The 21,029-nt window shown below is 71.9% G+C and carries 20 protein-coding genes and 2 pseudogenes; 19 read left to right on the forward strand and 3 right to left on the reverse strand.

The genetic code is table 11. The annotated features are described in order from the left end of the window. Positions 1 to 139: 139 nt before the first annotated feature. The 18 genes and pseudogenes from ACLL9L_RS03385 (at position 140) to ACLL9L_RS03470 (ending at position 15,875) form a co-directional block, all read left to right on the forward strand. A complete protein-coding gene (locus tag ACLL9L_RS03385; protein ID WP_411283239.1) occupies positions 140 to 1,174 on the forward strand; it encodes a sulfate ABC transporter substrate-binding protein in 1,035 nt (344 codons plus the stop codon). A gap of 3 nt (positions 1,175 to 1,177) precedes the next feature. Then, on the forward strand, positions 1,178 to 2,080 hold the full coding sequence (gene cysT, locus ACLL9L_RS03390; RefSeq protein WP_411283240.1) for a sulfate ABC transporter permease subunit CysT: 903 nt from the start codon (positions 1,178 to 1,180) through the stop codon (positions 2,078 to 2,080). Continuing rightward, on the forward strand, positions 2,077 to 2,883 hold the full coding sequence (gene cysW / locus ACLL9L_RS03395; protein WP_411283241.1) for a sulfate ABC transporter permease subunit CysW: 807 nt from the start codon (positions 2,077 to 2,079) through the stop codon (positions 2,881 to 2,883). The genes cysT and cysW overlap by 4 nt, the downstream gene beginning before the upstream one ends. Further along, positions 2,880 to 3,872 (forward strand): sulfate/molybdate ABC transporter ATP-binding protein, encoded by a 993-nt coding sequence (locus ACLL9L_RS03400; protein WP_411283242.1) that lies wholly within the window; start codon positions 2,880 to 2,882, stop codon positions 3,870 to 3,872. Before cysW ends, ACLL9L_RS03400 begins: the two co-directional genes overlap by 4 nt. Positions 3,873 to 4,136: 264 nt before the next feature. Next, positions 4,137 to 4,664: pseudogene (gene rpsP / locus ACLL9L_RS03405) on the forward strand (30S ribosomal protein S16); the annotation flags it as partial. A 197-nt stretch (positions 4,665 to 4,861) separates the two neighbouring features. Further along, on the forward strand, positions 4,862 to 5,104 hold the full coding sequence (locus ACLL9L_RS03410) for an RNA-binding protein (protein ID WP_411283243.1): 243 nt from the start codon (positions 4,862 to 4,864) through the stop codon (positions 5,102 to 5,104). Between the two features lie 79 nt (positions 5,105 to 5,183). Further along, positions 5,184 to 5,720, forward strand: coding sequence for a ribosome maturation factor RimM (gene rimM / locus ACLL9L_RS03415; protein ID WP_411283244.1), 537 nt, complete (start codon positions 5,184 to 5,186; stop codon positions 5,718 to 5,720). A 10-nt stretch (positions 5,721 to 5,730) separates the two neighbouring features. Further along, a complete protein-coding gene (gene trmD / locus ACLL9L_RS03420; protein ID WP_411283245.1) occupies positions 5,731 to 6,942 on the forward strand; it encodes a tRNA (guanosine(37)-N1)-methyltransferase TrmD in 1,212 nt (403 codons plus the stop codon). A gap of 298 nt (positions 6,943 to 7,240) precedes the next feature. Beyond that, positions 7,241 to 7,585 (forward strand): annotated as a pseudogene (rplS, locus tag ACLL9L_RS03425) (50S ribosomal protein L19); the annotation flags it as partial. 130 nt (positions 7,586 to 7,715) lie between these two features. Further along, positions 7,716 to 8,411: a signal peptidase I gene (gene lepB / locus ACLL9L_RS03430; protein ID WP_411283246.1), complete on the forward strand. Its 696-nt coding sequence runs from the start codon at positions 7,716 to 7,718 to the stop codon at positions 8,409 to 8,411. A 2-nt stretch (positions 8,412 to 8,413) separates the two neighbouring features. Next, positions 8,414 to 9,310 carry a signal peptidase I gene (gene lepB / locus ACLL9L_RS03435; RefSeq protein WP_411283247.1) on the forward strand — a complete coding sequence of 299 codons (897 nt, stop codon included), beginning with the start codon at positions 8,414 to 8,416 and terminating at the stop codon, positions 9,308 to 9,310. A gap of 11 nt (positions 9,311 to 9,321) precedes the next feature. Beyond that, complete coding sequence (locus ACLL9L_RS03440) at positions 9,322 to 10,092, forward strand: ribonuclease HII (protein WP_411283248.1); 771 nt, start codon at positions 9,322 to 9,324, stop codon at positions 10,090 to 10,092. Then, positions 10,089 to 10,394, forward strand: coding sequence for a DUF2469 domain-containing protein (locus tag ACLL9L_RS03445; RefSeq protein WP_411283249.1), 306 nt, complete (start codon positions 10,089 to 10,091; stop codon positions 10,392 to 10,394). The genes ACLL9L_RS03440 and ACLL9L_RS03445 overlap by 4 nt, the downstream gene beginning before the upstream one ends. A 99-nt stretch (positions 10,395 to 10,493) precedes the next feature. Beyond that, the gene (locus ACLL9L_RS03450; RefSeq protein WP_411283250.1) at positions 10,494 to 10,895 is read left to right on the forward strand and encodes a YraN family protein; all 402 of its coding nucleotides are present in this window, start codon (positions 10,494 to 10,496) and stop codon (positions 10,893 to 10,895) included. Next, positions 10,892 to 12,439 (forward strand): YifB family Mg chelatase-like AAA ATPase, encoded by a 1,548-nt coding sequence (locus ACLL9L_RS03455; RefSeq protein ID WP_411283251.1) that lies wholly within the window; start codon positions 10,892 to 10,894, stop codon positions 12,437 to 12,439. The genes ACLL9L_RS03450 and ACLL9L_RS03455 overlap by 4 nt, the downstream gene beginning before the upstream one ends. 83 nt (positions 12,440 to 12,522) lie before the next feature. After that, on the forward strand, positions 12,523 to 13,662 hold the full coding sequence (dprA, locus tag ACLL9L_RS03460) for a DNA-processing protein DprA (RefSeq protein ID WP_411283252.1): 1,140 nt from the start codon (positions 12,523 to 12,525) through the stop codon (positions 13,660 to 13,662). Positions 13,663 to 13,754: 92 nt separating this feature from the next. Beyond that, a complete protein-coding gene (locus ACLL9L_RS03465) occupies positions 13,755 to 14,735 on the forward strand; it encodes a tyrosine recombinase XerC (RefSeq protein WP_411283253.1) in 981 nt (326 codons plus the stop codon). 345 nt (positions 14,736 to 15,080) lie between these two features. Further along, entirely contained in the window at positions 15,081 to 15,875 is a 795-nt protein-coding gene (locus ACLL9L_RS03470; RefSeq protein ID WP_411283254.1) for a DUF3152 domain-containing protein, read from the forward strand. 18 nt (positions 15,876 to 15,893) lie between these two features. Here the strand turns inward: ACLL9L_RS03470 and ACLL9L_RS03475 are convergent, their stop codons facing one another. From ACLL9L_RS03475 to ACLL9L_RS03485, 3 genes are all read right to left on the reverse strand, one after another. Further along, positions 15,894 to 16,493: a M23 family metallopeptidase gene (locus tag ACLL9L_RS03475; RefSeq protein ID WP_411283255.1), complete on the reverse strand. Its 600-nt coding sequence runs from the start codon at positions 16,491 to 16,493 to the stop codon at positions 15,894 to 15,896. Between the two features lie 120 nt (positions 16,494 to 16,613). Next, the gene (locus ACLL9L_RS03480; RefSeq protein WP_411283256.1) at positions 16,614 to 17,780 is read right to left on the reverse strand and encodes a pyridoxal phosphate-dependent aminotransferase; all 1,167 of its coding nucleotides are present in this window, start codon (positions 17,778 to 17,780) and stop codon (positions 16,614 to 16,616) included. A 23-nt stretch (positions 17,781 to 17,803) separates the two neighbouring features. Next, positions 17,804 to 19,780 carry a DUF6541 family protein gene (locus tag ACLL9L_RS03485; protein WP_411283257.1) on the reverse strand — a complete coding sequence of 659 codons (1,977 nt, stop codon included), beginning with the start codon at positions 19,778 to 19,780 and terminating at the stop codon, positions 17,804 to 17,806. Positions 19,781 to 20,193: 413 nt separating this feature from the next. Between ACLL9L_RS03485 and rpsB the strand changes: the two genes are divergently transcribed. Next, a partial coding sequence (gene rpsB, locus ACLL9L_RS03490; protein WP_411283260.1) for a 30S ribosomal protein S2 occupies positions 20,194 to 21,029 on the forward strand: 836 nt, incomplete at its 3' end.

Genomic DNA, 21,029 nt, shown 5'->3' on the forward strand with positions numbered 1-21,029 from the left:
GTCTGCCTCGTCCCTCATCCACCATCCGAGACATAACCAACACTTATTTGACCGATAACTCCACGGCATACAAAGTTCTCCTCATCAAGCGGTGTCGGCGACCCGGCCGACCCAGCCGACCGGCACCCGAGGAGTCCCGTTGTCCCTGCGCAGAGTCACCGCCACCCTCACTGCCCTCGCGGCAGCGGTGGTCCTGACCGGCTGCGCCGGCGGGGCGAGTGACAGCGTGGCCCTGGTGGGCGGCCCGAGGACCGCCGACGGTTCCGGCGGCACGATCAACCTCTACGCGTATGCCGTGGCCAAGGTCGGCCTCGACGCGGTCATCCCGGCCTTCAACGCCACCGCGGCCGGCAAGGGCGTCAGTGTCCAGCAGTCCTACGGCCCGTCGGGGGAGCAGTCCCGCAAGGTCGCGGCGGGGGCGGCGGCCGACTTCGTGGCCCTCTCCGTCGGGCCCGACGTCACCCGGCTCGTTGGAGCGGGCCTCGTCGCCCCGGACTGGAACGCCGGCCCCCACCAGGGTGTCCCGTTCGGCTCAGTCGTCACCATCGTCGTGCGCAAGGGCAACCCGAAGGCCATCACGGACTGGGACGACCTGCTCAAGCCGGGGGTCGAGGTCGTCACGCCGAACCCGTTCAGCTCGGGATCGGCCAAGTGGAACCTCCTGGCGCCCTACGCGGCCAAGAGTGAGGGGGGCACGAACCCCGCAGCCGGGCTCGCCTACATCCGTTCGCTGGTGAGCGACCACGTCCGCATCCAGCCGAAGTCCGGCCGCGAGGCGAGCGAGGCCTTCCTCCAGGGGACCGGCGACGCGCTGCTCAGCTACGAGAACGAGGCGCTGTTCCTCGAGCGGGACGGCGACCCGGTGCAGCACGTCACCCCGCCCACCACGTTCAAGATCGAGAACCCGGTGGCCGTGGTGAGGACGAGCAGGCACCTCTCGGCGGCCACGGCCTTCGACGACTACCTCTACACGCCCGAGGCGCAGAGGCTGTTGGCCGGGGCCGGGTTCCGGGTCGTGGACGCTGGCGTGGCAACCGAGTTCGCGGCCAGCTTCCCGGCGCCGCCGAAGCTCTGGTCGATCGCCGACCTCGGCGGCTGGAAGAGCGTGGACCGCGCCCTGTTCACCCCGGAGGTCGGCGCCATCGCCGTCATCTACGACAAGGCGACGACGTAGCCCATGAGGACCTCCGTCTTTGACAGGGCGCCCACGCCCGAGGGGAGCCTGCCCTCGGGAGTGCTCACGTCACCGCCCGTGCCACGGCCCCCGCGTCGCCGGCTGCTCGCCGTGAGCGGCTCGGTGGGGCCGCTCGGCATCGGCGTCTCCGTGCTGTGGCTCAGCGTCATCGTCCTGCTGCCGCTCGCGGCCCTGACCGTGACGTCGTTCGAGAACGGCGTCGGCGGCTTCTGGGACGCGGTTACCGCGCCCGTCGCCGTCTCGGCGCTGAGGGTCACCGTCCTCGTCTCGGTGGTCGTCGCCGTGGTCAACGTCGTCATGGGCACCCTCATCGCGTGGGTGCTCGTGCGGGACGACTTCCCGGGCAAGCGCGTCGTCAACGGCCTCATCGACCTGCCCTTTGCCCTGCCGACGATCGTCGCGAGCATCGTCCTGCTGGCGCTCTACGGTCCGAACAGCCCCGTCGGCATCCACCTCAACGCGACCCAGCCCGGTCTCGTCGTGGCCCTGGCCTTTGTCACGCTGCCCTTCGTCGTACGCTCGGTCCAGCCGGTCCTCATCGAGGCCGATCGCGAGGTCGAGGAGGCTGCCGCCTCACTGGGAGCGAGCAACTGGACGATCTTTCGACGCGTCGTGCTGCCCGCGGTCGCGCCGTCGATCATCGGTGGTGGGGGACTGGCCTTCGCCCGCGCCATCGGTGAGTACGGCTCCGTCGTGCTCATCGGTGGCAACATCCCGCACCAGACGCAGATGACCTCGCAGTACATCCAGCAGCAGATCGAGATCGACCGACCGGTCAACGCGGCGGCCGTCTCGGTCGTCCTGCTCGCGGTCGCCTTCCTGTCGCTCCTGACCCTGCGCCTGCTCTCCGGCGCGGGCCGGCGGCGGCGGGAGCGCTCGCGATGAGGCTCTCCACCCGGTCGCGCCTCACCGTGCGGGTCATCGCCCTCGCCTACCTCGGGGTCCTGCTCGTCCTGCCGATCGTCGTCATCCTGGTGCGCACCTTCGGCGAGGGCATCGGAGCGTTCGTCGCCTCGATCAGCACGCCCGCGGCCATCTCTGCCCTCAACCTGTCACTGCTCATCGTCGCCATCGTCGTGCCGCTCAACGTCGTCTTCGGGGTGACCATCGCGCTCGCCTTGGTGCGCGGTCGGTTTGCCGGCCGAGGCCTGGTGCAGGCCGTGGTCGACCTGCCGTTCGCCGTCTCCCCGATCGTGGTCGGCGTGTCGCTGATCCTGCTGTGGGGGGTCAACGGCTGGTTCGGCGGCTTCGAGTCGCTGGGCCTGCGGGTCATCTTCGGTCTGCCCGGGATGGTCATCGCGACGATCTTCGTCACGCTCCCGTTCGTCGTCCGCGAGGTGGAGCCCGTCCTCCACGAGATCGGCGACGAGCAGGAGCAGGCGGCCGCCACCCTCGGCGCCTCAGGGTGGCAGACCTTCTGGCGGATCACCCTGCCGGCCATCCGGTGGGGCCTGACCTACGGCGTCGTCCTCACCGTCGCGCGGGCGCTGGGGGAGTTCGGTGCGGTGATCATGGTCTCGTCCGGCTTTCCCGGGATCTCCCAGACGCTCACGCTGCTCGTGCATGCGCGCTACATCGACGGCCACAACACGTTCGGCGCCTATTCGGCGGCGACCCTGCTCATGGGGATCGCCCTCGTCACCTTGTTGCTGATGACCCTGCTCGACCGGAAGAGGACCGCGCGATGATCACCGTGACCCATGCCCACCGCACGTTCGGCACCTTCGCTGCACTCGACGACGTCTCCCTCGAGATCCCGTCGGGGTCGCTCACCGCGCTGCTCGGGCCGAGCGGTTCGGGTAAGTCGACCCTGCTGCGCGCGATCTCCGGGCTCGACGACCTCGACTCGGGGACGATCACCATCGCCGGCCAGGACGTCACCGGGGTCTCGCCGCAGCAGCGGGGCATCGGTTTCGTCTTCCAGCACTACGCAGCCTTCACCCACATGACGGTGCGTGACAACGTCGCCTTCGGCCTGACGATCCGCAAGCGTCCCAAGGGCGAGATCGCGCGCAAGGTCGACGACCTGCTCGAGATCGTCGGGCTCGACGGCTTCCAGCACCGCTACCCCGCGCAGCTCTCCGGAGGCCAGCGCCAGCGGATGGCCCTGGCCCGGGCGCTTGCCGTCGACCCGAAGGTCCTGCTGCTCGACGAGCCGTTCGGCGCCCTCGACGCCAAGGTCCGTGCCGACCTGCGCACGTGGTTGCGCCGGCTGCACCACGAGGTCCATGTGACGACCGTGCTCGTCACCCACGACCAGGACGAGGCCCTCGACGTCGCGGACCGGATTGCCGTGCTCAACAAGGGCCGGATCGAGCAGGTCGGGTCGCCGGAGGACCTCTACGACCGGCCGGACAACACCTTCGTGATGTCGTTCCTCGGGTCGGTCTCGCGCCTCGGCGGCCACCTCGTGCGCCCGCACGACATCGTCCTCGAGCGCCAGCCGCCGCGGGAGTGGGCCGGCGGCGCCGTGCGAGCCACGGTCGAGCGCATCGTCCGGCTGGGTTTCGAGGTGCGGGTCGAGCTGAGCGAGCACGAGACCGCCGAGCACTTCGCCGCCCAGCTGACCCGGGGGGACATCGACGCCCTCGCACTCCGGGAGGGCGACACCGTCTGGGCCCGGGCGACGCGCACCCCCGCGCTCGACGCCGCCGATGCCGCACCCGTCCTCGTCTAGTCACCGGTCGATGCGCCACGGCTACCATCGGATGCGCCAGAGGTGACCCCGGCGGGGCGGGGCGTGCGGGGGGACGGTGGACAACCGGCATCCCGGGTCCGTGGTTTGGGGAAGGCGAACGCGATCTGGCACAATGATCGGCTGTACCCGTCTGGCTGGGCCCCTCTTGCCCGGTCGTCACGCCTACAGCGAGCGTCGGCACCCCGTGTGTTCCCCACCCGGTCTTGCCGCGCTCATCAACAAGAAACAGGAGACACCACAACTGTGGCCGTCAAGATCCGTTTGAAGCGCATGGGCAAGATCCGTGCACCGTTCTACCGTGTCGTCGTGATGGACTCGCGCGTCAAGCGCGACGGCCGGGCGATCGAGGAGATCGGCAAGTACCACCCCACCGAGGAGCCATCGCTCATCGACATCAACTCGGAGCGGGCGCTGCACTGGCTCGGCCGGGGCGCGCAGCCGACCGAGGCCGTCGAGGCGCTGCTCAAGGTCACCGGCGACTGGCAGAAGTTCAAGGGCATCGACGGCACTGAGGGCACCCTCAGGGTCAAGGCGCCGAGGACGAGCAAGAAGGAGCTGTACGAAGCCGCCATGGCTGCGACCGGCTCCACGCTCGAGGCCAAGGACGGCGCCACCACCCCCAAGAAGCGCGCGGTCAGGGCCGAGCCCAAGAAGGCCGAACCCACGAAGGACGAGGCTCCGGCCGCGGAGTCGGCCCCCCCCGCGCCAGCCGCCCCCGCGCCAGCCGCCCCCGCGCCCGCGGAGGCGAAGGCTGACGAGTCGAAGGCTGACGGCGGCTACGGCGACGACTCGGCCCCCGCGACCGAGGACGGCGCTGCCCCCGAAGGCTTCGACGTCAAGGGCAACAAGGACTCGATGAAGTTCCACGAGCCGGACGGCCAGTGGTACGGCGCAACCGTCGCCGAGGTCTGGTTCAGGACCGCTGAGGCCGCCGAGAAGGCCGGCTTCGTCAAGGCCGGATCCTGACCGTGCTGGAGGAGGCTCTCGAGCACCTCGTCAAGGGCATCGTCGACCACGCGGACGAGGTCGTCGTCCGTCGTAAGGAGATGCGCCGCGGCGACCTCCTCGAGGTCAGCGTGCACCCCGAGGACCTCGGGCGCGTCATCGGCCGTTCCGGCCGGACGGCCAGCGCCCTGCGGACCGTCGTCGGCGCACTCGCCGGCGGGGGCGCCGTGCGGGTCGACATCGTCGACACCGACCGGACGCGCTGACCTGCACGACTCCAACAGGGGGCCCGGGACCGTCGCGGTCCCGGGCCCCCTGTCGTCGCCCGCCTGAGAGGATCGAGCCATGGACATCATGGTGGCCCGGATCGGCAAGCCGCACAGCCTCAAGGGCGAGGTGACCGTGCAGCTGCACACCGACGAGCCGTTGACCCGTTTCGTGCCCGGCGCGACCTTCGCGACCCAGGCCGAGCCCGGCACCGGCGTCCCGCGAACCCTGACGCTGACGACTGCCCGGCTGCACAACGGGACCTGGCTGCTCGGCTTCGTGGAGATCCCCGACCGCACCGGCGCCGAGTCCCTGCGCGGGACCCGCCTGCTCGTCGACCACGCTGGCGAGGCCGAGGCCGAGCCGACCGAGCCCGGTGATGCCTGGTACGAGGACGAGCTCACCGGCCTCTCGGTCGTGCGGCGGGACGGGACCCGCGTCGGCGTGGTCAGCGGCCTCGACCTCGGGCCCAGCCAGGACCTGCTCGTCGTCGCCCTGGACGGGGGCGGCACGGCATACCTTCCCTTCGTCGGCGCCATCGTCCCGGAGGTCGACATCGAGGGCGGCAGGGTCGTCATCGACCCGCCCGAGGGGTTGCTGGAGCTCAACACGTGAGGCCTCGCTCATGAGGATCGACGTCGTGTCGATCTTCCCGGACTACCTCGCGCCGCTGGGTCTGTCACTCATCGGCAAGGCCCGGGACGAGGGCCTGCTGGACGTCAGGGTCCACGACCTGCGCGAGCACGCCCACGACCGACACCGCAGCGTCGACGACACCCCGTACGGCGGCGGCGCCGGTATGGTCATGAAGCCCGAACCGTGGGGGGCGGCCCTCGACGAGGTCCTGGCCGGCGCAGACGGCGCTGCGCTGCCGCACCTGATCGTCCCGGGCCCGGGGGGTATGCCGTTCACGCAGGCCCGGGCGCGCGAGCTCGCCACCGAGGAGTGGCTCGTCTTTGCCTGCGGCCGTTACGAGGGGATCGACGAGCGGGTGCAGCTTGACGCCGCCACGCGGATGCGGGTCTCGGTCATCTCGCTCGGGGACTACGTCCTCAACGGCGGGGAGGTGGCCGTCCTCGCGATCGTCGAGGCCGTGGCCCGGTTGCTGCCGGGGGTCATCGGCAACGCGGGGTCGCTCGTCGAGGAGTCCCACGAGGACGGCCTGCTGGAATATCCCGTCTACACGAAGCCGGCGCTCTGGCGCGGCCTGAAGGTGCCGCCGGTCCTGCTGTCCGGCGACCACGGCGCGATCCGTGACTGGCGGCACGAGCAGCGGCTGCACCGCACGGCCACCCGCCGCCCGGACCTGCTGCACGCCTCGGCAGCCCTGCGGGTCACTGCGGGCGAGTCACTCGCGGGCGCCGTCGGGCTCGAGCTGGTCACGGCGGCCTCGGCGGACGCTCCCGAGCTGCTGGTGCTTCAGCGTGCATGCTGGGTGCCGGAGGCCCGGGCGAACGCCTCGACCGACCTGCCGCCCCTGACCGAGACGCTCGACGAGGTCCGCGCGTCGTTCGAGCAGTGGCGCACTTGGCTCGTCCGTGGTGGTGGCCGGCTCGTGGGCTCGGTGCGAGGTCGGGTGTCCCCGCTCGACCCCACCGTGTGGGAGTCCGGGAGGCTGATGGTTGCCCCCGACCTGCAGGGCCGGGGCCTGGGCCGGGCCCTGCTCGCGCACGCCGAGGCCGCCGCCCCGTCCGGGTGCGCCACCTGGTGGATCAACACCGGTGCGCGCAGTGTCCACAACATCCGGATGTCCAAGCGGGCGGGCTACCGGCAGGTGCCCGGGCCGGGCCGGTTCCCCGGGACCGTCGACCTGACCAAACGCCGACCCCGAGGTTGACGCAGCGTCAACGGGGTTGACGCACCCTGCAGGGGGCGTCAACCCTGTTGACGCCGCGTCAACCCGGATGAACCCGGACCTGCCGCTGCGTCAACCTGAGGGATTTCGTCTCGATGCCGTCCTCTGGCACACTTGGCGCTTGCGTCCGGCACCAGACGTGCCCCTGCCACAGGGGGGAGTGCGAGCAGCAGGTGAGTGCTCGCACGAGGCCGGCCGGACGGCATACCCACGTTGGTGCCTCGTCCTGAGGCACCGGACCCCATGGTGACCGGTGGCACCACGAGAAAGCGAAGCAGTCATGCACAAGCTCGATGCAGTCGACCAGGCCTCCCTGCGCGACGACATCCCGGACTTCCGCGCCGGTGACACCCTCAAGGTGCACGTCAAGGTCGTCGAAGGCACCCGCTCCCGGGTCCAGGTCTTCCAGGGCGTCGTTATCCGCCGCCACGGTGGCGGCATCGGTGAGACCTTTACCGTCCGCAAGGTCTCCTTCGGTGTCGGTGTGGAGCGGACCTTCCCGCTGCACACCCCGATCATCGACAAGATCGAGGTCGTGACCCGCGGTGACGTTCGCCGCGCGAAGCTGTACTACCTCCGCGACCTGCGCGGCAAGGCCGCCAAGATCAAGGAGAAGCGCGGCACCATCCCGGTCAAGGGCGCCAAGGGCCCCCAGGGTGCGAAGCCGGCCGCCGCCCAGTCCGCGCCCGCCCAGCCCGTCGCCCCTCAGGACGCGCCCGCGTCGTGAGCCTCCGCGGTCGCCGGGCCTCGCAGGCATGAACCCGGGCGGAGCGGCGTCGGCCGTCCCCGACGCATCGACGCGGCGGGTCCGGCACCGGGTCTGGTTCGTGCTGCTCGCGCTCGCCCTCATGCTCCTGCTGCGGGCGTTGGTCGTGCAGTCCTTCGTCGTGCCCTCGGGCTCGATGCAGCCGACGATCGAGCCGGGGGACCGGCTGCTGGCGAACCGGCTGGTGCGCGGCGACTCGGTGCGCCGGGGGGACATCGTCGTCTTCGACGGAGCCCGTGCCTTCGGCCCGGACCAGCCGTCGGACGGTGGCGCGGACCAGGTCCGACGCATCCTCGGCTCGATCCTCTCGATCGACGCCGGCACCGACTACGTCAAGCGCGTCGTCGGCGCTCCGGGTGACCATGTCGTGTGCTGTGACCCGTCCGGCCGGCTCGTCGTGAACGGCGTCGCCGTCGACGAGATGTACCTGTATCCCGGTGACCGCCCGAGCGAGCTGACCTTCGACGTCACCGTGCCGACGGGCCGGATCTGGGTGATGGGCGATCACCGGAGCGACTCCAGCGACTCCCGGGCCTACCTCGGCCACGCCGGTGGGGGCATGGTGCGTCTGGATGACGTGATCGGGCAGGCGTCGGTGCGATACTGGCCGCTCGGTGGCCTGGGCACGCTCGGGGACGCCGGAGCCCTGTCCACCGTTGCCTCGATGCCCGGAGCTGGTCACTGACAATGTCCGACGAGACCCACGACCCCAGGATCACCCGGCGTTCGCGCGTTGCCGGGGACCCCGACAGCGACGACGGCCGCACCCGCGCCGGGTCGGGCGACGACGACGGCGACGAAGGCGGCGGGGACGACGCCGGAGACGACCGTGGTCAGGGGTTCATGGCGAACCTGTGGGGCGGGATCAAGGAGATCGTCATCATCGCCGTCATGGCCATGGTGCTCTCCTTCGTCGTCAAGACGTGGCTCATCCAGGCGTTCTACATCCCCTCGGGGTCGATGGAGGACACCCTCGTCAAGGACGACCGGGTCATCGTGAGCAAGCTCACGCCCGGACCGTTCGACCTGGCCCGGGGCGACGTCGTCGTCTTCCAGGACCCGGACCACTGGCTCGGCGACATCGGCCCCGCCGCTACGCAGCCGGGCGTGCGCGGCGCGGTCCACAAGGGCCTGCAGTTCGTCGGTCTGCTGCCCGACGACTCCGACGACCACCTGATCAAGCGCGTCATCGGTATGCCCGGTGACCACGTCGTGTGCTGCGACAAGGCCGGCGCCCTGACGATCAACGGGGTGGCCGTGACCGAGAGCTACGTCAAGAAGGGCGACACGCCCAGCGGTGGTCGACCCGCGTTCGACATCGTCGTCCCTGCCGGACGGGTGTGGGTCATGGGCGACCACCGCAGCGACTCGTCCGACTCGCGGTTCCACGACGACGGGACCGGCGCGACGGGTTCGGTGCCGATCAACGACATCACCGGCCGGGCCGTGACCATCGTCTGGCCCGTCGACAACGTCAGGTGGCTGTCGGTGCCCAGCCGGATCTTCGAGTCCGTCCCGGCCCCGGCCGGCGCCACGAAGCCTGCGGTCACCCCGTCCGACGGCGCGACGACCGGGGCCGGCTGAGCCGAGCACTGATGGTCGTCTCCCGCTCCACGAAACCGTCGCTGCGCGTCGAACGCGCCCTCCAGCGCGAGGGCCACCGCGTCCTGGCCGGCATGGACGAGGTGGGCCGCGGCGCACTCGCCGGTCCCGTGTCCGTCGGGGTGGTCGTCATCGACGAGACCTGCCGCACGGCGCCTCCGGGCGTGAAGGACTCGAAGCTGCTCACGGCCCGCCACCGCGAGCGGATGGTGCGCCCGATCCGTCGGTGGGCCCTCGCCTGCGCGGTCGGCCACGCCTCGCCCGCCGAGATCGACGAGATCGGGATCATGGGTGGCCTGCGGCTCGCCGGCACCCGGGCCCTGACCACCATCGCCGCAACGGGCATCGTCGCGGACCTCGTCATCCTCGACGGCAACCACGACTGGCTCACGCCACCCGGGCAGGTCGGGCTGCTCGCCCTCGCCGACCAGTCGGGCGCGAGCTTCCCGCCGGTGACGACCAAGGTCAAGGCCGACGTGAGGTGCTCGTCGGTGGCAGCGGCGTCGGTGCTGGCGAAGGTGGAGCGCGACGGCCTCATGGTCGGGCTGGATCCGCGCCACCCGGCATACGGGTGGGCCGTCAACAAGGGCTACGCCGCGCCGGAGCACCTGCGTGCCCTCGAGGCGCACGGCCCCTGCGAGGAGCATCGACGGTCGTGGCGCCTGCCCGGGGTGATAGAACTTGCCCGGACCGCACCCGTGGCTGCGCAGGCCATGATCGCACCGAACATCACGACACCGGAGTGGACGATGAGCGCCCGATGAGTTCCGAGGACCTCGAGAAGTACGAGACCGAGATGGAGCTGCAGCTCTATCGGGAGTACCGCGACGTCGTCTCGCTCTTCTCCCACGTCGTCGAGACCGAACGCCGGTTCTACCTCTGCAACTCCGTGGACATGAAGGTGCGCAACGACGGCGGCGAGGTGTTCTTCGACGTGACGATGAGCGATGCGTGGGTATGGGACATCTACCGGCCGGCGCGGTTCGTCAAGACGGTGCGGGTGGTGACGTTCAAGGACGTCAACATCGAGGAGCTGCCCAAGTCCGACCTCGAGCCGCCGGCCTGACGGGTCTGCTCGTCCACACCCCCTGCGCCGCTCGTCCCACGATCCACAGGCGGCTGGCGGGGACTGGAGCCGCCGTCGGTGGGCCGCGATGGTTGCGGCATGGAGCAGACACACGGTATGCCGGGCGGGCGCGGGATGCCGCACACGACGGCGAAGGCGCTCGGCAGCTATGGCGAGCGGATGGCCGCGCGCTACCTGCGTGACCGGGGGCTGGAGATCCTCGCCTGCAACTGGCGGTGTGCCGTCGGCGAAGTCGACATCGTGGCCCGCGACGGGGACTGCCTCGTCGTCTGCGAGGTCAAGACGCGCCGGTCGACCACCTTCGGGTCCCCGATCGAGGCGGTGACCCGCCAGAAGCTGGCGCGGTTGCGGCGCCTCGCCGCGGTGTGGCTCGCGGATCACGAGGGCCACTACGCCGACGTGCGGGTCGACGTCATCGGCGTGCTGCGTCCTCGGCGGGGTGCCTGCCAGATCGAGCACCTCGTGGCGGTGGCGTCGTGACACTGGGACGCACCCGGGCGGTGGGCCTTCAGGGACTGGTCGGCTTCCTCGTCCACGTCGAGGTGGACGTCTCGAGCGGGCTGCCGGCGTTCACGATCAGCGGTCGGGCCGACCCGGCCTGCGCTCAGGCGCCCGACCGGGTCAAGGCGGCGGCGTCCAACTCGGGCCACCCCATCCTGTCGCGCCGGGTGACGGTGAACCTCTCTCCGGCGTCGGTGCCCAAGGTCGGCTCGGGCTTCGACCTGGGGATCTGCGTCGCGGCGCTGGTGGCCTCCGGCGAGATCCCGCCGCGGGTGGCGGACGAGGTCGTGCACATCGGTGAGCTGGGGCTGGACGGCACCGTGCGCCCAGTGCGCGGGGTGCTCCCGCTGGTCCTGGCCGCGGCACGGGCGGGGGTGCGTCACGTCGTCGTCCCGGTGGCCAACGCGGCCGAGGCTCGGTTGATCCGGGACGTGCAGGTCCACCCGGTGCTGCACATGGGCGAGCTGGTCCGACGGTATGAGCTCCTGGCGCAGGGGCTGGCGCCGGATCCGGTGCCCGAGCCGGTGACGACGGCCACCCCGGCCACGGCCGGGACGAGGGTCCCCGACCTGCTGGACATCGTCGGGCAGGACGAACCGCGCCGGGCGCTGGAGACCGCGGCGGCCGGAGGCCACCACCTCTATCTCGTCGGCCCCCCGGGGGCGGGCAAGACGATGCTGGCCGAGCGCCTGCCCGGGATGCTGCCGCCGCTGGACGAGGACCAGGCAATGGAGGTCACGGCGATCTCTTCGGTCCTGGGCATCCTCGGTGCGCAGGGAGCACTGGAACGCCGGCCGCCGTTCGTGGCCCCGCACCACGGTGCGTCGATGGCCGCCGTCATCGGGGGCGGGAGCAGCGTCGTCCAGCCGGGCGCCGCGACCCAGGCCCACCACGGTGTCCTCTTCCTCGACGAGGCCCCGGAGTTCGGCCGCTCGGTGATCCAGGCCCTGCGTCAGCCGATGGAGTCGGGTGAGGTGGTCGTGGGGCGGGCCACGGGCAGGTTCCGGTTCCCCTGCCGGTTCCAGCTGGTCCTGGCCGCCAACCCGTGCCCGTGCGGGATGGGCTTCGGCAAGGGGCTGCGCTGCACGTGCTCGCCGCTACGTCGGCGCACCTACCTCGACCGGCTCAGGGGACCGGTGCTCGACCGGATCGACATCCAGGTCTTCGTCCCCGCGCCATCTCGCGCGACCCTGGTGATGCAACCCGGCGAGACGACGGCAGCGGTCGCGGCCCGGGTGCATGCCGCCCGTCAGCGCCAGGCCGCCCGCTGGGCCGGCACCGGCTACCGTCTCAACGCCCACGTCCCCGGCCCCGTCTTCCGCGCCGGACTGATGCGCTTGCCCCGAGGGGTGACGGCCTTCCTCGACGCCGCCCTCGACCGGGGCGGGTTCTCGATGCGCGCCTACGACCGGTGTCTCAAGCTCGCGTGGACCCTCACCGACCTGCGCGGGGACGAGCGGCCCACCGCGGACGACATCGGACTGGCCCTCAGCATGCGACAGCAGGAGGCGGTGGTGGCATGAGCCGGAGCGAGCGCGATGGGGCGGACCCGACCCGACGAGCGGGCCAGACGGACGCGACGGACAGCACAGAGAGGGCGGGTGGGGTGGACGCAAGGGGCGGCTCGGGGAGCGGGACGAGTGACGAGGACCGGTGGGCCCGGGCGGCGTGGAGCCGGTTGGCCGAGCCGGGAGACGAACGGGCGGTGGAGCTGATCGCCGACCATGGAGCAGCCGGGGCGCTGGCGCTGGTCCTCGACGGGTCGCCTGAGGCGCACGAGACGTTCGTCCGGCGAGCCGAACGCCTCGACGTCGATCGGGATCTGGAGATCGCCGAACGGGTCGGCGCCCGCCTCGTGTGTCCCGACGACGAGGACTGGCCGAGCGGGGTGGACGACCTCGACACGCCGCCGATCTGTCTGTGGGTCCGGGGTCCGGCCGACCTGTCGGCGCTCGCCCGGCGGTCCGTCGCCGTGGTCGGGGCCCGGAGCTGCACCTCCTACGGCGACCTGGTGGCGGCTGACTTCGGAGCCGGCCTCGCGGACCGCGGGTTCGCCGTCGTCTCCGGCGCCGCGTTCGGCATCGACGCGGCGGCCCACCGGGGCGCACTGGCGGTGGATGGGGTCACCATCGCGGTGCTCGCCGGGGGCGTCGACCGGGCCTACCCCGTCGCCCACGAGACGCTGATCCACCGGATCGCAGACACGGGCGCCGTGATCTCCGAGGTGGCACCCGGTTCGGCGCCGACCAGGCCGCGGTTCCTGTTGAGAAACAGACTCATCGCGACGATGACCACGGGCACCGTCGTCGTGGAGGCCGGGCTGAGGTCCGGCTCGCTCAACACCGCTCGGACAGCTGCCGGGCATTTCCGTCCCGTGGGGGTCGTCCCGGGGCCGGTCACCTCGATGGTATCGGCCGGATGCCATCAGGCACGCCGCGACGGGTTCGCCGAGATCGTCACGGACGTCGCCGAGGTCATCGACCTCGTCGGTGCCATCGGCCGCGACGCGGCCCCCCGTCCGAGCGCCCCCGTCCGCAACGACGACGGGCTCGACCCGGCCGACGCGGCGGCGCTGGCCAGCGTCCCGGTCCGCAAGGCGGCGAGCGTGCTGAGCATTGCCGTCGCCGCGGGACTGGTCCCAAGCTCGGTCCTCGCGAGCCTGGCCCGACTCGAGCTCCTGCAGCTCGTCGTCAGGGAGGGGGAGGGATGGCGCAAGAGACCACCAGAGCGGGCCGGCACCGCGTGATGGCAGCAGCTGGAGCAAGGACCTGCGGACCGGTGACCCAACGCGCCGCGCCGGTCCTTGCTCCGGCTCGATGTGTTTGTCACGGTGACGGGGTGGGTCACCAGGACGAAGAGGACGGGGCAACCGAGCCCCCAACCGGGCCGGCAACCGGGCCCCCAACCGGGCCGGGAGCCGGGCCGGGAGTCGTCGACGCCTTCTCGCGTCACCTCGTCTCCGAGCGCGGGCACTCAGAGCACACCCGGCGGGCCTACGTCTCGGACGTCGAGAACCTGCTGGACTTCATCGGGGCCGAGCGCGGTGTGGGCGACATCGAGGGCCTCCGGCTCGCTGACCTGCGGGCCTGGCTCGCCCAGCTCTCGCGCTCGGGCAGTGCGCGGTCGACAATCGCCCGGCGCGCTGCAGCAGCGCGGACCTTCCTGCGATGGGCGGTGCGCACCGGGCGGATCACCCACGATCCCTCCCTGCGGCTCGTCGCCCCGCGCCGGTCGGCGACGTTGCCCGGAGTGCTCCGCCAGCGCGAGGCGGCCGACCTCCTGGAGGTGGCAGCGACTGCGGCTGACGACGACGACCCGATCCACGTCCGCAACCGCGCCCTGCTGGAGCTGCTCTATGCCAGCGGCATCAGGGTGGGGGAGCTCGTGTCCCTCGACATCGACGACGTGGACCTGAGGAGCGACCTCGTGCGGGTGATGGGCAAGGGCGCCAAGGAGCGGACCGTCCCCTTCGGCGTCCCGGCCCGCCATGCCCTCGAGGCCTGGCTGGCCAATCGGGGTCAGGTCGCGACTGCCGGGAGTGGACCGGCCCTTTTCCTCGGCCGGCGTGGTCGACGCGTCGACCCCCGCCAGGTGCGCGAGGTCGTCCACCTCCTGCTGGCCCACGTCGCCGACGCACCCGACCTCGGGCCGCACGGGCTGCGACACAGCGCGGCGACCCACCTCCTCGAGGGCGGCGCCGACCTACGGATCGTCCAGGAGCTGCTCGGGCACGCAAGCCTCGCGACGACCCAGCTCTACACCCACGTCTCGGTGGACCGGCTCAGAAGGTCCTACGAGCAGGCCCATCCGCGAGCGTGAGCGCCGACCCGCCCGTGGGCCAGGGACGCGTGCGCCTTCGGGACAGCCTCGGGGAGCACCGCCGGCGCTCCGAACACGCCCCGGAACCCCGGGTGACCCGCCCTGTGCCGAGGTGGCCCCAGAATGGGTCACGGTCCGCACTGCTGACCCCAACAGCTGAACGAGGGACCGGCTGGCCGACTGACCGGCTGACTGCCGACCCACTGACCGACTGGCCGACTGACCGACCAACCAGGACTGGAGCAGATGCCACTCACCGACCCCATGGCAGCTCAACGAGGGGGCGATCTGCTTCCCGGCCATGAGCTCGGGTCCCGGCGCGCCGCCGCGGCGAGGCGTCGTCGGATGCGGCTGCGGCGGAGCCTGGCCGGGCTCGCGACGCTGATGCTCCTCGCCACCGTGGTCGCGCGTTGGCCGCACGACCCCGGTGACGACCTGGGGACGGGCATCCCGGTTCCGGTCGCCATCATGCCGGTCGCCGACCCCGAGGCGGACACCGCCACCCCGCACGCGGACGACGAGGCAGAGGCCGACCTGTCGCCGACAGCGGTGACCGCTGAGTCGACGCCGGCCGTCCCGGCAGCGGGGGCGGGCACCGTGACCGCCGTGGCGATACCCCAGGGCAGCGAGAAGCAGAGCGCCCAGCAGAAGACGGGTCGCGTGGTGAGGTACTCCATCGAGGTGGAAGACGGACTGACGGTCGATACGAGGGAGGTCGCCGTGACGGTCGCGGCGGTGCTCAGCGACGATCGCGGCTGGCAGGAGGTGGACGGGGTGCGCTTCGTGGCGGTTGCCCCGACCGACGTGTCGGGGGGCGCGCCCGTCGACATCCGCGTGACGCTGGCCAGTCCCGCCCTCACGGCCCGGCTCTGCGCGCCGCTCAACGTCAGCGCCCAGCAGGTGTCCTGCTGGAACGGCGGCCGGTCGGTGCTCAACCTCACCCGGTGGGTGCTCGGGTCGCGGACCTATGGCGCGGACCTCGCTGCCTACCGGACCTACCTCGTCAACCACGAGGTCGGTCACGGCCTCGGTCACCAGCACCGAGGCTGCCCGGGCCCGGGCAAGCCTGCGCCGGTGATGGTCCAGCAGACCAAGAGCCTCGAGGGCTGCACGCCCTGGCCATACCCCGACCCCTCCTGACGTCCGGCTCTGGCAGGGTCAGGCCATCGGGAGCAGGACCACCCGCAGGACACCGACGAGCCCCAGCGGGTTGAGGTAGGTCTCGCCCCGGAGCACGCCCCAGTGCAGGCAGGTCGCCGGCGCGCAGTGACCGATCGTCGCCGACACGGTGGCCACCACGTGGCCACGCCCCACCGCAGCCCCCGTCGGGAGGGCTCCCTCGACGGGCTCGAAGGTGCTCCGCAGCCCCCCGGGATGGGCGAGCACGACGACCCCCCGGCCGGCGATGACGCCGCTGAAGGTCACGACGCCGGCCTCGGGCGCACGGACCGGCTGCCCAACGATGGCGTCCAGATCGACGCCACGGTGTCCCGCAGACCGCGGGTGCGGGGGCGGTGCGAAGCGCTCGACCAGGCGGGGATCGGGCGCCAACGGCCAGGCCCAGCGACCCGGGCGGCCCTCGACCGACCTCGACCGGGCCGCGAGGACCGGACCACCCCCGCCCTGAGGGTCAGGCGCCACCGCCGCGTCCGCGGACGCCGGCATCCCCAACCCCACTCCCACGACGAGGCCGACGACCTGCGCCAGGGCCGCGGCCCGGATGAGCACCGATGTCGAGGGCGGACGGGAGGGGCGCATGCGACCACTCTCGTGCCGCGGCACCTCGGGCGCGACGGCCCACCGCTCGCCTGTGGATCCTGGGGCGAGCGAGCCGCACCCTGTGGACGCCGAAAGCCGGTCCGCAGATCTCGGTGACGCTCAACGGACACCACGCAGAGCGGCCAACCGGAGGACGGCCTCCTCGAGCACCTCGTCCCGTTTGCAGAACGCGAACCTCACGAGGGTCCTGGCCGCATCGACGTCGTCGTGGAACACCGACACCGGCACGGCGACCACGCCACACCGCGGCGGCAGCTCCCGGCAGAACTCCAGGGCGTCGCTCGCCCCCAGCGGCGCGGCGTCGGCGATGACGAAGTAGGTCCCTGCGGGTCGAGACACGCTCAGTCCCGCCTCCGTCAGCCCCCTGCAGAGCAGGTCCCGCTTGCCCTGGAGGGAGGCGGCCAACCCGGCATATACCTCGTCGCCGAGGCCGAGGGCGATGGCGACAGCGGGTTGGAAGGGGCCCGACGCGACATAGGTGAGGAACTGCTTGACCGTCCGCGCCGCCGCGACCGCCTCGGCCGGCCCGCAGACCCAGCCGACCTTCCAGCCCGTCGCCGAGAACGTCTTGCCAGCCGAGGAGATGGTCAGGGTCCGGTCGGCCATGCCGGGTAGGGTCGCCACCGGGATGTGCGAACGTCCGTCGAACACCAGGTGCTCGTAGACCTCGTCGGTGACGACCCACGCGTCGTGCTCGCGGGCGAGGTCGCAGACGAGGTCGAGCTCGGCCCGGGTGAAGACCTTGCCGGTCGGGTTGTGCGGGCTGTTGAGCAGGACGAGCCGGGTCCGTGCGGAGAACGCCGCCCGCAGCGAGGCCTCGTCGACGGCGAAGTCGGGGAAGCGCAGCACCGACGTGCGGCGGGCCGCGCCGGCGAGGGCGATCGTCGCGGCATACGAGTCGTAGTAGGGCTCGAACGTCACCACCTCGTCGCCGGGCTCGCACAGCGCGAGGACGACGGACGCGATGGCCTCGGTGGCGCCGGCGGTGACGAGGACCTCGCGCGCCGGGTCGAGTCGTATGCCGTAGAAGCGGCGCTGGTGCGCGGCGATCGCCTCGAGCAGCTCGGGGACGCCGGGGCCGGGCGGGTACTGGTTGCGACCGGAGTCGATCGCGGCCTTGGCGACGTCGAGCATCTGCTGCGGTCCGTCGGTGTCGGGGAAGCCCTGGCCGAGGTTGATCGCCCCGGTCGAGGTCGCGAGCGCCGACATCTCCGCGAAGATCGTCGTCCCGAAACCCTGCATGCGTGCGACGAGTGGACCAGCCATGCCGCCACCCTAAACGTCGTGCCTCAGCGTTCCGGGACCCGCGGCGGGCCGAAGCCGCAGGCCGTGATCCGGTAGAGCCGGTAGCGGCCCGCCCGGTCGACCTCCTCGAACCCCGTGGTCCCCCCGAGGGCGGCCAGCCCGGTCGTCCGGTCGCTGAGGCTGAGCCAGTAGCGGACCGGACCGGTCACGGCATACTGCACGTTCATGCGGCGCAGGGCGGCGCAGACGTCGCCTCGGCGCAGCACGTCCTTGAGGTGCATCGCGATGAGCGCACTGTCCGGGTCCGGGTTAAGCAGCAACGAGTCGAAGAGCACGGGCCGGTCGTGGAAGGCGTAGAGGAACGACGACCCGTTGGCGGGGACCCCCGCCGTGACGACGCCCTCGGGAATGTGCGCGGCGAGGTGCGCGAGGTCGGCGTTCTCCGCGGCGGTGAGCAGGACCCGGTCCGGCTGGGGCGGCCGGTAGTAGCGGGCGGTCAGCCCGGTCGTCTCGGCGTGGTCGAGGCCGACGGTCGCGACGACGAACAGCACGAGCGCGCTCGCGACGACGGCGCTCGGGAGCACGCGCGCGGCGCCGGCCCCGGGCCGGGCCGAGCGGGGGTGGGCCGTCAGCGCCCGCTGGAGCCCACTCGCGAGGACGGCGATGCCGGCAACAGCCAGGAGCAGCGCCGGGACGGTGGCCAGCGCGGCGAGCCGGACCTTGTCGTTGTACCAGTACCCCGTGAGGAGCACCCCGAACGGGGTCCGGCTCGTGGCGGCGAGGGCGAAGAGGACGAGGCAGGCGAGGTGGGTGACGACGATCCAGCGCCGTTCGGGGCGCAGGGCGCAAGCGACCCCGCCGGCGAGCACGACGAGCAGCAGCCCCCAGGGCGGCCCCCCGACCTGGAGCGAGAGCAGCAAGCCGTCCGCCAGGGCGGCACCGACCGGCTGGGCCGCGGCGAAGTCGTAGCTTTGGGTGTCGGCCACCTGACGGGACAGTCGGGGGACGACGACGAGCCCGGCACCGACGGCGGTGACGAGGGCCGCGAGCAGCGCCAGGGCCCGGGCCCGGGGTCGCCCGCTCGAGTGGAGGGCGCGGTTGCCGGCCGCGGTCATCAGCCCGAGCGCGACGATCATCGCCAGCGAGACGAGCCCGTTGGGGTGGCTGAGGGTGAGGCCCGGCACGGCGAGCAGGGCCGCAGCCCCGGCCACCGGGCGCGTGAGCTGCGCCGTGGCCGGCAGGGTCCCGGTGGCGACGAGCGCCGGCACGAGCACGCCCGGCAGGAGCGCCGTGGCCAGCAGGTTGGGCCACAGGACGCCCCACCCCAGGAGGATGAACGGAAAGCTCGTGAACGTCGCCGACGCCAGACCCGCCCCGAGCAGGACGACGGGGGAGCGGCCGAAGCACTGGCGGGCCAGCGCCACGCAGCCCAGCGGCCAGATCACGGCGGCCGTCGTCAGCGCCGTGAGGTTGGCCGCCTCCACGATGTCGAGCCTGGGCAGGACCTGCATGGCCGTGGCGGCGATGTCGTGAAAGCCGCTGGGATAGCTCGGAGCCCGGAGCGAGGAGAAATTGGCGGTGTCGAGGAACGCCCGGATCCGGTTGAGGTGGGCCACGGCGTCGGTGCTGTCCACGAGCTCGTGGGGCGAGCCCATCGCGGGCACGGCGGCGGAGAGGACGGCGGCCACCCCGAGGCCCACACCGGCCACGGAGGGCCAGCGCGGCCTGTCAGCCTCCCGGACCGCGCACCGCGGCCAGCGCGCGCGCAGGAGCAGCCCGACACCGAGGGCGAGGAGCAACCACCCCGCGGCCGCCGCGACGAAGAGCCCGGGGCTCCAGCCGAGCCCGATCACCTGGGCCACGACGGGCGCGCCGGCCAGCACGCTCACGCCCAGGGCGGGTGCGGTGCCCCAGGCCACGAGGCCGCGCAGCCCCACGGCATACGCAGCGCCGAGCCCGGGCAGGACCACGAGGGCGACCACGAGCAGGAGGGCAGGCAGGGCCTGCAGCCACTCACTCATGGGTCGGGCCTCTCCGTGCCGGCTCGGGTCCTGCTCGGGCGGACCCGACGGGAACCGGGACGGGAGCACGATATCCGCCCCCGCCGGGGTAAGCCTGCGCGTGTGCTGATGTGCCGACCCGGATTTCCCCCCGCGGCCCCGCCGGACGTACCATGGCCCCACGACATCTGCATCTCGAGCCGCGTTCAGACGGGGCCCGTGGCGCGGGAGTCGAATTCGCGCGTCTTCCACTGCCTGACGGGTCCCTCTCGAGGGAGCAGCCCCGAAGGCGGGGCGCACCACGGCAGTCGGGTATGCCGGGCAGCGACATCGCTGCCCGGCCGCCGGTGGGGTGCGTTGCAGACGCCAGGCACGAGTACGGCAACCCCGCCAGCCTCGTGGATAACTGGAACAAAGGAAAGCGAGACCACGGCATGGCCGTCGTCACCATGCGCCAGCTCCTCGAGAGCGGCGTCCACTTCGGGCACCAGACCCGACGCTGGAACCCCAAGATGAAGCGCTTCATCATGACCGAGCGCAACGGCATCTACATCATCGACCTGCAGCAGTCGCTGACCTACATCAACAACGCCTACGAGTTCGTCAAGGAGACCGTCGCCCACGGCGGCACCATCCTCTTCGTCGGCACGAAGAAGCAGGCCCAGGAGCCGATCGCCGACCAGGCGACCCGCGTCGGGATGCCCTACGTCAACCACCGCTGGCTGGGCGGCATGCTCACGAACTTCAACACGATCTCCAAGCGCCTCACGCGCCTGAAGGAGCTCGAGGAGATCAACGCCGACGACCTCGCCCGCTCGGGTCGCACCAAGAAGGAGCTGCTCATCCTCAACCGTGAGCGGATCAAGCTCGAGAAGACCCTGGGCGGCATCCGCAACATGGCCAAGGTCCCCTCCGCCGTGTGGATCGTCGACACCAAGAAGGAGCACCTCGCCGTCGACGAGGCACGCAAGCTCGGCCTGCCCGTCATCGCGATCCTGGACACGAACTGTGACCCGGACGAGGTCGACTACAAGATCCCCGGCAACGACGACGCGATCCGCTCCGTCACCCTGCTGACCCGCGTCATCGCGGATGCCGTCGCCGAGGGCCTCGTTGCCCGCTCCGGCGGTCGCTCGGGCGCCAATGCCGACGGCACCGGGGCGGACGAGCCGCTCGCCGAGTGGGAGCGCGAGCTCTACGCCGACGCCGCTGCCACCGACGCTCCGAAGGCCGACTCGAGCGAGGCGACCGAGGCTCCCCCGGCTGCCGC

Origin of the sequence: Lapillicoccus sp., assembly GCF_046595215.1 — a bacterium.
GTDB lineage: Bacteria > Actinomycetota > Actinomycetes > Actinomycetales > Dermatophilaceae > Lapillicoccus.

Bases quoted from the DNA above. Each gene is read 5' to 3' on its own strand.
- cysT (WP_411283240.1), top strand. From the start codon at position 1,178: ATGAGGACCTCCGTCTTTGACAGGGCGCCCACGCCCGAGGGGAGCCTG.
- cysW (WP_411283241.1), top strand. From the start codon at position 2,077: ATGAGGCTCTCCACCCGGTCGCGCCTCACCGTGCGGGTCATCGCCCTC.
- ACLL9L_RS03400 (WP_411283242.1), top strand. From the start codon at position 2,880: ATGATCACCGTGACCCATGCCCACCGCACGTTCGGCACCTTCGCTGCA.
- rimM (WP_411283244.1), top strand. From the start codon at position 5,184: ATGGACATCATGGTGGCCCGGATCGGCAAGCCGCACAGCCTCAAGGGC.
- trmD (WP_411283245.1), top strand. From the start codon at position 5,731: ATGAGGATCGACGTCGTGTCGATCTTCCCGGACTACCTCGCGCCGCTG.
- lepB (WP_411283246.1), top strand. From the start codon at position 7,716: ATGAACCCGGGCGGAGCGGCGTCGGCCGTCCCCGACGCATCGACGCGG.
- lepB (WP_411283247.1), top strand. From the start codon at position 8,414: ATGTCCGACGAGACCCACGACCCCAGGATCACCCGGCGTTCGCGCGTT.
- ACLL9L_RS03440 (WP_411283248.1), top strand. From the start codon at position 9,322: ATGGTCGTCTCCCGCTCCACGAAACCGTCGCTGCGCGTCGAACGCGCC.
- ACLL9L_RS03445 (WP_411283249.1), top strand. From the start codon at position 10,089: ATGAGTTCCGAGGACCTCGAGAAGTACGAGACCGAGATGGAGCTGCAG.
- ACLL9L_RS03450 (WP_411283250.1), top strand. From the start codon at position 10,494: ATGGAGCAGACACACGGTATGCCGGGCGGGCGCGGGATGCCGCACACG.
- ACLL9L_RS03470 (WP_411283254.1), top strand. From the start codon at position 15,081: ATGCGGCTGCGGCGGAGCCTGGCCGGGCTCGCGACGCTGATGCTCCTC.
- ACLL9L_RS03475 (WP_411283255.1), bottom strand. From the start codon at position 16,493: ATGCGCCCCTCCCGTCCGCCCTCGACATCGGTGCTCATCCGGGCCGCG.
- ACLL9L_RS03480 (WP_411283256.1), bottom strand. From the start codon at position 17,780: ATGGCTGGTCCACTCGTCGCACGCATGCAGGGTTTCGGGACGACGATC.
- ACLL9L_RS03485 (WP_411283257.1), bottom strand. From the start codon at position 19,780: ATGAGTGAGTGGCTGCAGGCCCTGCCTGCCCTCCTGCTCGTGGTCGCC.